An 11,264-nucleotide genomic window follows, 5' to 3' on the forward strand; every position below is an offset into this window, starting at 1 on the left:
GGTCAAGCCCGCTCCCACAGGTACGGCATCGAACCTGGTGGGAGCGGGCTTGACCCGCGACAGGGACCGGCCAGTCACTCCAACTCAGGCGTGCTGGGCCAGTGCCTGCTGCAACGCCACTCCCGCCCCTTCCAACCCGGAATACTCCGCCGTCACCAGCCACACCGGCACCCCTTCAAGGTAGGCGCTCATGCAGCCCTTGTCGGCAAAACTCGCGGCAAAGCCGCTGCGCAGGAACAACTCGGCAAAGCGCGGAATCACCCCGCCCACGATGAACACCCCGCCACGCCCGCCCAGGGTCAGCACATTGTTGCCGGCCACCCGCCCCAGAAAACGGCAGAACTGCTCGATCACCTCCAGCGCCACCGGGTCGTCGTGCAACGCCGCGTCGGTGATCTGGGCCGGCGTGCCCAGCGTGGGGGCATGCCCGTCCAGTGCACAGATGGCGTGGTACAGGCGCAGCAGCCCGCCGCCACTGAGCACGGTTTCGGCGCTGACGTGGCCGGTGTCCAGCGCGATCGCCTGGCGAATCGCCGCCTCGCGCGCACTGCCCACCGGCAGGTCGACATGCCCGCCCTCACCCGGCAGCGCCAGCCAGCGCTGCTCGCCAAGGCCAAGCAAGGTCCCGACACCCAGCCCGGTACCCGGCCCGATCACCACCGCCGGACGGGTGGTGTCCGGGGTGCCGGCGCACACATTGCGCACTTCATCCGGCTGCAGGCGGGTCATGCCCAGCGCCATGGCGGTGAAGTCGTTGATCAGCAGCAGGTGCTCGACCTGCAGGTTGGCGCAAAATGCCTTGCGGCTCAGGCGCCAATGGCTGTTGGTAAAACGAAATTCATCGCCGCTGACCGGCCCGGCCACCGCCAGGCACACCGCCGCCACCTCGCCCTTGGCCAGGCCCTGCGCGGCCAGGTACACGCCGATGGCCTGCTCGGGGCTGGTGTAGTCAGCCGTGGGGAACACCTGCACCGCGTGCAGCGCGTTGTCGCGCCACAACGCGAAGCGGGCATTGGTGCCGCCTATGTCACCGACCAGTGCGACCTTCATTTGAAGTTCTCCAGGGCCGAGGTGAAGGCGCTGGCGCCCTGCTCGGCCGAGCTCAGCGCCACGCGCAGGAAGCCGAACAGCTCGCGCCCGCAGCCCAGGTCATTGCCCAGCGGCGCTGCCGGCAGCTCGCGAGCGGCCAGTTCGGCCGGCTCGACGCGCACCTGCAAGGTGCCGGCCACGCCGTCCACGCGCACGATGTCGCCATCGCGCACCCGCGCCAGCGGGCCGCCATCGAACGCTTCCGGGCACACATGAATGGCCGCCGGAATCTTGCCCGAAGCCCCCGACATGCGCCCGTCAGTCACCAACGCGACCTTGAAGCCGCGGTCCTGCAGCACACCCAGGAACGGGGTCATCTTGTGCAGTTCGGGCATGCCGTTGCAGCGCGGGCCCTGGAAGCGCACCACGGCGACGAAATCGCGCTCCAGCTCGCCGGCCTTGAACGCATCGGCCAGTTCCTGCTGATCGTGGAACACCCGCGCCGGGGCTTCGACCACCTGGTGCTCGGCCGCCACCGCAGACACCTTCATCACCCCACGGCCAAGGTTGCCTTGCATCACCCGCAGGCCGCCCTCGGCGGAGAACGGGTTGGCCACCGGACGCAGGATGCTTTCGTCAAGGCTGGCCTCGGGGCCTTCGCGCCATACCAGCCTGCCGTTGTCCAGGAACGGCTCCTGGGTATAACGGCGCAGGCCGGGGCCGGCCACGGTGTTCACGTCCTCGTGCAGCAACCCGGCATCGAGCAGCTCGCGGATCAGGAAGGCCATGCCGCCCGCCGCCTGGAAGTGGTTGATGTCGGCCTTGCCGTTGGGGTACACGTGCGACAGCGTTGGCACCACCTCGGACAGGTCGGCCATGTCCTGCCAGGTCAGCTGGATGCCGGCCGCCTGGGCAATCGCCGGCATGTGCAGGGTATGGTTGGTGGAGCCGCCGGTGGCGTGCAGCGCGACGATGGAGTTGACCAGCGACTTCTCGTCGACGATCTCGCCCAGCGGCATGAAGTTGCCACTGGCCCTGGTCAGGCGCGTGACCTGCTGCGCGGCCTCTACGGTGAGCGCATCGCGCAGCGGCGTGTACGGGTTGACGAACGAGGCACCGGGCAGGTGCAGGCCCATCACTTCCATCAGCAACTGGTTGGTATTGGCCGTGCCGTAGAAGGTGCAGGTGCCGGGGCTGTGGTAGGACTTCATTTCCGACTCCAGCAGCTCTTCGCGACTGGCCTTGCCCTCGGCGTAGCGCTGGCGCACGTCGGCCTTTTCCTTGTTGGAGATACCCGAGGGCATCGGCCCGCCCGGCACGAACAGCTGGGGCAGATGGCCAAAGCGCAGCGCCCCCATCAACAGGCCCGGCACGATCTTGTCGCAGATACCCAGCAGCAGCGCCGCGTCGAACATGTTGTGCGACAGCGCAATCGCGGTAGACATGGCGATCACTTCACGGCTGGCGATGCCCAGCTCCATGCCCGGTTCACCCTGGGTGACGCCGTCGCACATGGCCGGCACCCCGCCGGCAAACTGGCCCACCGAGCCGATTTCGCGCAGCGCCTGCTTGATCTGCTGGGGGAAGTGCTCGTAGGGCTGGTGCGCCGAGAGCATGTCGTTGTAGGCCGAGACGATGGCGACGTTGGCCGCGTTCATCATGCGCAGGCTGTGCTTGTCGTCGCTGCCGCAGCCGGCCACGCCATGGGCGAAGTTGGCGCATTGCAGCTTGGCGCGCATCGGGCCGTCGCTGGCCGCCCCGCGAATCAACTGAAGGTAGCGCTCGCGGGTAGGACGGCTACGGGCGATCAGCCGTTCGGTGACCTCAAGAATGCGCGGATGCATGTACTGGACTCCAGGCTAAGGGGCAGCAACCTCTGCGGCGGTTTCCCTTACAAACGATTGCGACCTAGGCTCAAGGCAGGGGCGCGAATGTCGATGGGTAACGGCTTGGCCGGTCACTCGTTGTAGATTGAACAAAATACTGCCAGCAAAAAGGCTTGTTTTCTATTTTTTTACGAATAATCTTGTAATTCCAACAACAAAATCAGATTCAGGCTCTTTCCGGGGCTCAGACAGTCTGCCAGAGGTAGCTCCATGACATTACGTATCGCAATCAATGGTTTTGGCCGCATCGGCCGCAACATTCTTCGCGCACTGTATACCCAAGGCTACCGTCAGGACCTGCAGGTCGTCGCCATCAACGACCTGGGCGACAGCTCGATCAATGCGCACCTGCTCAAGTACGACAGCGTGCACGGGGCATTCGATGCACAGGTTCACAGCGATGGCGAGAGCATCACGGTCAACGGCGACCGAATTGCCGTCAGCGCGATTCGCAACCCCGCCGAGCTGCCGTGGCAGGCGCTGGGTGTGGACGTGGTGTTCGAATGCACGGGCCTGTTCACCGAGCGCACCCGGGCCGCGGCCCATCTTACTGCCGGGGCACGCAAAGTCATCATCTCGGCCCCCGGCAAGGGCGTGGACGCAACGGTGGTGTACGGGGTCAACCACGACATCCTGCGCCCCTCGCACCAGATCATCTCCAGTGCTTCGTGCACCACCAACTGCCTGGCGCCGGTGGCGCAGGTACTGCACCGCGAACTGGGCATCGAACAGGGCCTGATGACCACCATCCATGCCTACACCAACGACCAGAGCCTGACCGACGTGTACCACAGCGACCCGTACCGGGCGCGGGCGGCCACCCAGTCGATGATCCCGAGCAAGACCGGCGCAGCCGAGGCCGTGGGCCTGGTGTTGCCGGAACTGGCCGGCAAGCTGACCGGCATGGCCGTGCGGGTGCCGGTGATCAACGTGTCGCTGGTGGACCTGACCCTGAACGTGACACGCGAGGCCAGCGTGGAAGAGGTCAATGCGCTGATGAAAGAGGCCAGCCAGCACTCGAAGATCCTCGGTTACAACACCCTGCCGCTGGTGTCGTGCGACTTCAACCACAACCCGCTTTCGTCGATCTTCGACGCCAATCACACCAAGGTGGCCGGCAAGATGCTCAAGGTGATGGCCTGGTACGACAACGAATGGGGCTTTTCCAACCGCATGCTGGACAACTGCCTGGCGCTATGGGAGGCGCGATAGTCTCAAGCCGCAAGCTTCAGGCGGCAGGCAAGCCGGGGGGTAAGCCTGCATTTCCTCCTGCCGCCTGGCGCTAAAAGCTTGCCGCTGCTTTTCCCCCTTGACCAACAGCATTGATGATAAGCATTATCATTCGCTGAAATCCCGGTCAGGTATCGCTGTGAGTCAGTCCCACTTCAACGCCGTCTTCCTCGCCCAGCGGGTCACCCTGCTACGCACCCTGCAGCGCATGGTCGACAACCCCAGCACCGCCGAAGACCTGCTTCAGGAAACCTACCTGCGCGTCACCCGCGCCCTGGGCGAACGCCCCATCGAGCACCTCGAACCCTTCGTGTTCCAGACCGCCCGCAACCTCGCCCTGGACCACCTGCGCGCCCGCCGCGTGCAAGCCCGCACCCTGCTCGACGATGTGCCCGAGGCGGTGCTGCACAACGTGGCCGCCAGCCACGGCAGCGCCGAGGACGCCACCCACGCGGAGCAGTTGCTGCGCCGCCTGAGCACCTCGCTGGGCGAGCTCAGCGCCCGCCAGCAGCGCATCTTCATCCTCAGCCGATTGCACGGCGCCAGCTATCTGGAAATCGCCGAACAACTGAAGGTGTCCGCCAGCACGGTTCAGAAGGAACTGAAACTGATCATGGCCATCTGTGTAGGCGTAGCCGATCGTCTCAATCGCGATTGAGCCTGCTTGCCTCACATGCCGATACACTTGATCATTACCTGATACACAAGCATGCCAAGGACCCTCCGTGACCGACAGTGCCCCTGACCGCCCTGCGCCGCCAGACCCGGCTGCCTGCGACAGCGCCATGGACCAGGCGCTGGACTGGCTGATACGCCTGCAATGCGCCACGCCCGAAGACACCCGGGCCTTCGAGGCCTGGCTCGAGGCCGACCCGGCCAATGCCCCGGCCTACGTGCAGGCCGAAGCCCTGTGGCACGGCGACAGCGTGCGCGCCGCCGCGCTGCAGCTGCAGCAACGTCAGCGCCCCTCACGCCTGGCCCGCCTGCGCCCGCACTGGAAGCCGCTGGCCACCGCCGCGGTGCTGCTGGTGGGTGTGTTCACGGTCGGCAACCTGCCCATGCGCCTGCAGGCCGATCACCTGACCGTGGTCGGCGAGCGCCAGCGCCTGGAACTGCAGGACGGCTCCAAGGTACTGCTCAATACCAATTCGGCGTTCTCCAGCAACATCAACGACCGCCAGCGCATCGCCCGGCTGTACCAGGGCGAAGCCTACTTCCAGGTCCCCGGCGGGCAGCAGCCCTTCGAGCTGCGCGCCGGGCCGTTGCGCGCCAGCGTGCGCGACACCGATTTCGCCGTGCGCTACCTCGACGGCCAGGCACAGGTGCGGGTGCAGCGCGGCGACGTCGACCTGCTGGGCAACAGCGACCAGCGCATCCGCCTGTCGGCCGGCGACAGCATCAGCCTCGGCCCCAACGGTTTCAGCCAGCGCGAGCGCCTGGACGGGCAAAAGGACCTGGCCTGGATCGAGGGCCGGCTGGTGTTCGAGAACTGCCCCCTGAGCCAGGTGCTGGCCGAGTTGGGGCGCTACTACCCGGGCTGGATCATCAACACCAGCGAGCGCCTGCAGAACGTCGCCGTCACCGGCAACTACCGCCTCGACCAACCCCTCGAAGCGGTGCGCTCGCTGGCCCACATCACCTCCGCACGCCTGCAGGAGTACCCGGCGCTGGTGATTCTGAACTGAATCGGAATCTTTTTTTACGCGATGCCCCGTGGTCACACGTCTCGTTATAGCCAATGCAACTGATTCTTATTTTTGAATCGGCCGCACCTATAACATTCGCGCGACAGGGAGCGCTTTCGATGTCCAGAGGTTTCACTCGCCGGTCTACCGTCTCCACCCGCACAGCGGGCCTGCAACGTTGCACGCTGTCGCTGCTGACCCTGGCCATGCTGGCCGGCGGCGTCTGCAGCCTGCCGGCGCTGGCCGCCGAGCCCGCCCAGGCAGCCAACCCGCGCATGGGTGACTACCGCTTCGCCATTGCCCAGCAGCCGCTGGTGTCGGCGCTCAACGCGTTTACCGCCGTCACCGGCTGGCAGGTGGGGTTGTCCGCCGAGCTGGCCGAAGGTGTCGCCTCGCCAGGCGTGCGCGGCTCGATGCCGCCCGAGCAGGCCCTGCGCCAGATGCTCGCCGGCACCCAGCTGAACTACCGCAAGCTCAGTGCCGGCAATGTGGTGATCGAGCGCGCCGCCTCCAACGCCATCACCCTGCAGCAGGTGACCGTCAGCGCCACCCGTACCGCGCAGGACGTGAACCAGGTGCCAAGCACGGTGAGCGTGCAGACCCGCGAGCAGCTGGACCGCAGCAACGTCAACACCATCAAGGACCTGGTGCGCTACGAGCCAGGTGTCTCGGTCAGCGGCGTCGGCCAGCGCAGCGGCCTCAACGGCTACAACATCCGCGGCATCGATGGCGAGCGCGTACTGACCCAGATCGATGGCGTGTCGATCCCCGACAGCTACTTCTACGGCCCCTACGCCCAGACCCAGCGCAACTACGTCGACCCCGAGATCGTCAAGCGCGTGGAGATCCTGCGCGGCCCGGCCTCGGTGCTGTACGGCAGCAACGCCATCGGCGGCGCGGTCAGCTACTTCACCCTCGACCCGGACGACATCATCAAGCCGGGCAAGGACGTGGGTGCACGCCTCAAGGCCGGCTACAGCTCGGCCGACGAGAGCTGGCTGACCTCGGCCACCGTGGCCGGGCGCGAGGGCGATTTCGACGGCCTGCTGCACCTGAGCCAGCGCAACGGCCACGAGACCGAGTCCTACGGCAGCCACAGCGGCGATGGCCTGGCGCGCACCGAGGCCAACCCGCAGGATGCGCGCACCACAAACGTGCTGGCCAAGCTGGGCTGGAACTACGCCGACGACGCGCGGCTGGGCCTGACCTACGAGCGCTACAAGGATGATCGCGATACCAACCAACTGAGCGCAGTGGGTGGGCCGTTCATTCCCGGCTTTGGTGCCTCCAACTCCTACCGCGTACGTACCGGCAACGACACCGTCACCCGCGAGCGATTTGCCATCAACCACGAATTTGCCCTGGGCAGCCTACTGGCCGACAACATGAAGTGGAGCCTGAACTACCAGATCGGCAAGACCGACCAGCGCACCGAAGAGGTGTATGCGGCCAGAGGGCGCGAGGTGTTCCGTGATCGCCAGACCCTCTACCAGGACCGTCAGTGGGTACTCGACGCCCAGCTCGACAAAGCCTTCAGCCTTGGCGATACCGAACACCTGCTGACCTACGGCACCACGCTCAAGCAGCAGAAGGTCACCGGTTCGCGCAGCGGCACGGCAACCTGTCTGAATGTGGGCGGTACCTGCCGCGCCGTTGGCGATGCCAGCCCTGGGGACGCCCAGGTCAAGGTCAGCGACTTCCCGGACCCGACCATCAACACATACAGCCTGTTCGCCCAGGACGAGATCCGCTGGAACGACTGGACTTTCCTGCCGGGTGCACGCTATGACTACACCCGCCTCAAGCCCGACATGACCGACGAGTACCTCGGTGCACTGGGCAGCGCCAACAGCGTCAATGACGCCGAGAAGAAATGGCACCGCGTCTCGCCCAAGCTGGGTGTGACCTACGCCTTCAACGACAACTACACCTGGTACGGGCAATACGCTGAAGGCTTCCGCACGCCGACGGCCAAGTCGCTGTATGGTCGCTTCGTGAACCTGGCAGGCGGGTATACCGTGGAGCCGAACCCGAACCTGGAGCCGGAAAAGAGCAAAAGCTACGAAACCGGCCTGCGCGGCAACTTCGATGCGGGGCACTTCGATGTGGCGGTGTTCTATAACAAGTACCGCGACTTCATCAACGAAGACGCCGTGCAGTCGTCCGACCTGGGCAACACCTTCGCCGCCAACAACATCAAGCACGCGACCATCAAGGGCGTCGAGTTCAAGGGCCGCCTGAGCCTGGCGCCTTTTGGCGCGCCAGAGGGCCTGTATGCTCAGACCTCCCTGGCCTATGCCAATGGCCGCAACGACGACACCGGCCAACCGCTCAACAGCGTCAACCCGCTGACCGGGGTGTTCGGCCTGGGCTACGAACAACGCGACTACGGCACCCTGCTCAGTTGGACCGTGGTCAAGCGCAAGAACCGCGTCGATGACACCAACTTCTTCGCCCCCGACGGCAGCAGCGGCCGCTTCCGCACCCCGGGCTACGGCACGCTGGATCTGAGCGGGTTCTACAAGGTTACAGACGACATCACCATCAATGCCGGGGTGTACAACCTTGCCGACAAGAAGTACTGGCAATGGGATGACGTGCGCAGCTACGCCACCGTGGGCAAGGATGGCCTGGGTGAAGCGGCGGTTACCCAGCCGGCCAATCTGGACCGCCTGACCGCACCGGGGCGCAACTTCGCCATCAACCTGGTGTGGGATATCTAGACGCTACGCCGGCAAGGCCGGCTCCCACAGGGAGCTGGCCTGCCGGCGAATGGCGCGCAACCTTTTTTACTATTTCCACGCCCCTCATTCGTCTAGTTACTAACGTCTAGTCACCCGCTCACCATTTCCCAAGGATGCCCCATGACCGCAACCGCCGAACGCCCTGCCCTGCGCTCGCAGCGCCTCAACCAGCTCACCCATGCGCCGCACAGCGAGCTCGATGCGCTGGTCAAGTCCCATGCCCCCTTCGACACCCGCGAAAGCTTCGCCCGTTTCGTGGTCGCCCAGTACCTGTTCCAGTCCGAACTCCAGGCGCTGTACAACGACCCGCAACTGATCGCCATCGTGCCCGACCTGGCCGAGCGCTGCCGCGCCGAACAGGCCCGCCTCGACCTCGCCGACCTCGACACCGTAGTACCGGCCGCCTTCCCCGGCGCCGTGCATAACCCAAGCCTGGGCGCCGCCATGGGCTGGATATTCGTCTCCGAAGGCTCCAAACTCGGCGCCGCGTTCCTGATCAAGCGCGCCGTCGGCCTGGGCCTGTCGGACAGCTTCGGTGCCCGTCACCTGGGCGAGCCGGCCGGTGGTCGCGCCGAGGGCTGGAAGCAGTTCACCCGCATCCTCGATGGCCTGGAGCTCAGCGCCGAAGAAGAAGCGGCCGCTGAACAAGGCGCCGTGGCTGCGTTCGAACGTTTTACCGAGTTGCTCAAACACGCCTACGCCACCGCGCCCAAGGCCGAGCTGGCCTGATGCGTGCCGGGCCGGCCAGCCGCGCTGGCAGCCGGCCCTCACCTGTGCAGTCAATGGACCCCATGACCCGCCCATCCACCTCCAAGCTGTCCCGCGTGCTGTTCGGCCTGCTTGCCTATGTAAGCCTGGGCATCGGCCTGGTGGCCATCGTGATCCCCGGCCTGCCGACCACCGAGTTCATCCTGCTCGCGGCCTGGGCTGCCACGCGCAGCTCGCCGCGCCTGAGCGCCTGGTTGGAAAACCACCGGTTGTTCGGGCCGATCCTGCACAACTGGCGCAACGGCAAGGTGATTCAGCGCCGGGCCAAGGTCAGCGCCACGCTCAGCATGCTGCTGTGCGCCGGCCTGATGCTGGTGTTCATCGGCCTGCGCTGGCCGGTAGGGCTCGCCATCGGCGGCATGGCCCTGGGCAACCTGTGGATCTGGTCGCGCCCCGAGCGCGTGCCTGCCGCCCCGCATTTGACCAATCAGCCCTGATGGTCTGCAATGGCCCACCAACGGGAGGGCCAACCATGAGTCATGTTCTCAACAGCATCGTCAGCGCCCTGGGGTTAGCCCAGGATGCGCTTGAGCACCTGCACCTGCACACTGCAGGAGCCCTGCCATCGACATTCGAAGTTACCGAACTGGCCAGTGCCAGCATTGCCGCCACGGGCCTGGCCATCGCCGACCTGCTCGCCGGCCAGACCGGCACGCGCCCCGGGGTGCAGGTGGACCGACGTCTGAGCTCCCTGTGGTTCGCCACCAGCATTCGCCCCCAGGGCTGGAGCCTGCCGCCGCTGTGGGACGCCGTGGCAGGCGATTACCCGACCCGCGATGGCTGGATCCGCCTGCACACCAATGCCGCGCATCACCGCGCCGCTGCCGAACGGGTGCTGGGAGCGGTACACGACCGCGATCAGATGGCCCGGCGGGTTGTCGAGTGGGAGGCAGAGGCGCTGGAAACTGCCGTGGTGGCTGCGGGCGGATGTGCCGCGCAGATGCGCAGCTGGCAGCAATGGTCGGCGCACCCGCAGGGCATGGCGGTCAATGCCGAGCCGCTGATCGATCGCAAGGCTGGGCCGGCTGGCGAACTCAAGGGCTGGACCGGCACCGCGGCGCAGCCGCTCAAGGGGGTACGCGTGCTGGACCTGACGCGCATTCTTGCCGGGCCCGTTGCCAGCCGCCTGCTGGCGGGGTTCGGTGCCGACGTGTTGCGCATCGATCTGCCGGGCTGGGAGGAGCCCTCGGTGGTGGCCGAGGTGACCTTGGGCAAGCGCTGCGCGCGCCTGGACCTGCATGCTGCAGAGGACCGCGCCGTGTTCGAAGGCCTGCTGGCAGGTGCCGATATCCTCCTGCACGGCTACCGCGCCGACGCGCTGGAGCGCCTCGGCTATGGCGCCGAACAACGGCGCAGGCTCAACCCCGGGCTGATCGATGTCAGCCTCAATGCCTATGGCTGGAGCGGCCCGTGGCAGCATCGTCGCGGCTTCGACAGCCTGGTGCAGATGAGCAGCGGGATCGCTCGCGAGGGCATGCGCTGGCGTCAGGGCGAGCGGCCGGTGCCGTTGCCGGTGCAGGCCCTGGACCATGCCACCGGCTACCTGATGGCGGCTGCCGCGATCCGTGCACTGGATGAGCGGCTGCGCAGCGGCTGTGGCGGCTCGGCGCGTCTGTCGCTGGCGCGCACGGCCAAGCTGCTGGTGGACCAGGGCACGGTGATCGAGGACTTGCCGTTGGCCGGCGAAACCGAGGCAGACCTGGCCCCGGCCGTGGAGCAGACGCCGTGGGGGCCGGCCAGGCGCCTGCAGGCGCCGTTGCAGGTGCAAGGCGCGCCGCTGGTATGGGCGCGGGGGGCTTGCGAGCTGGGGTCGGCCGAGCCTCGCTGGTGACCGCCAGAGGCTCTTCGCCGGCAAGGCCGGCTCCTACAGAAGGTCGCACCAACCTGTAGGAGCCGGCCTTGCCGGCGAACACCTCGCCACC

At 66.4% G+C, this 11,264-nt stretch carries 9 protein-coding genes; 7 read left to right on the plus strand and 2 right to left on the minus strand.

The annotated features are described in order from the left end of the window. Positions 1-84: 84 nt before the first annotated feature. Together QMX96_RS25500 and edd are read right to left on the minus strand one after the other, a co-directional pair. Positions 85-1,050, minus strand: coding sequence for a glucokinase (locus QMX96_RS25500; protein ID WP_088514582.1), 966 nt, complete (start codon positions 1,048-1,050; stop codon positions 85-87). Continuing rightward, positions 1,047-2,873: a phosphogluconate dehydratase gene (edd, locus tag QMX96_RS25505; protein ID WP_043860384.1), complete on the minus strand. Its 1,827-nt coding sequence runs from the start codon at positions 2,871-2,873 to the stop codon at positions 1,047-1,049. Before edd ends, QMX96_RS25500 begins: the two co-directional genes overlap by 4 nt. A 252-nt stretch (positions 2,874-3,125) precedes the next feature. Between edd and gap the strand changes: the two genes are divergently transcribed. The 7 genes from gap to QMX96_RS25540 all read left to right on the plus strand — a co-directional run bounded on the left by gap (position 3,126) and on the right by QMX96_RS25540 (position 11,173). Next, positions 3,126-4,127 (plus strand): type I glyceraldehyde-3-phosphate dehydrogenase, encoded by a 1,002-nt coding sequence (gene gap, locus QMX96_RS25510; protein WP_043860383.1) that lies wholly within the window; start codon positions 3,126-3,128, stop codon positions 4,125-4,127. A 157-nt stretch (positions 4,128-4,284) separates the two neighbouring features. Then, positions 4,285-4,803 carry a sigma-70 family RNA polymerase sigma factor gene (locus tag QMX96_RS25515; RefSeq protein WP_043860382.1) on the plus strand — a complete coding sequence of 173 codons (519 nt, stop codon included), beginning with the start codon at positions 4,285-4,287 and terminating at the stop codon, positions 4,801-4,803. Between the two features lie 67 nt (positions 4,804-4,870). Then, entirely contained in the window at positions 4,871-5,830 is a 960-nt protein-coding gene (locus tag QMX96_RS25520) for a FecR domain-containing protein (protein ID WP_054915084.1), read from the plus strand. A gap of 119 nt (positions 5,831-5,949) precedes the next feature. After that, positions 5,950-8,553 (plus strand): TonB-dependent receptor, encoded by a 2,604-nt coding sequence (locus tag QMX96_RS25525; protein WP_058541437.1) that lies wholly within the window; start codon positions 5,950-5,952, stop codon positions 8,551-8,553. A gap of 141 nt (positions 8,554-8,694) precedes the next feature. Beyond that, positions 8,695-9,303 carry a biliverdin-producing heme oxygenase gene (locus tag QMX96_RS25530; RefSeq protein WP_282362660.1) on the plus strand — a complete coding sequence of 203 codons (609 nt, stop codon included), beginning with the start codon at positions 8,695-8,697 and terminating at the stop codon, positions 9,301-9,303. A gap of 62 nt (positions 9,304-9,365) precedes the next feature. Then, a complete protein-coding gene (locus QMX96_RS25535) occupies positions 9,366-9,779 on the plus strand; it encodes a YbaN family protein (RefSeq protein ID WP_043860378.1) in 414 nt (137 codons plus the stop codon). A 35-nt stretch (positions 9,780-9,814) separates the two neighbouring features. Further along, positions 9,815-11,173, plus strand: a complete 1,359-nt coding sequence (locus QMX96_RS25540; RefSeq protein ID WP_282362661.1) for a CoA transferase — start codon at positions 9,815-9,817, stop codon at positions 11,171-11,173. Positions 11,174-11,264 lie beyond the last annotated feature (91 nt).

This window comes from Pseudomonas sp. PS01300, from assembly GCF_029960155.1.
Classification (GTDB): Bacteria; Pseudomonadota; Gammaproteobacteria; order Pseudomonadales; family Pseudomonadaceae; genus Aquipseudomonas; species Aquipseudomonas palmensis.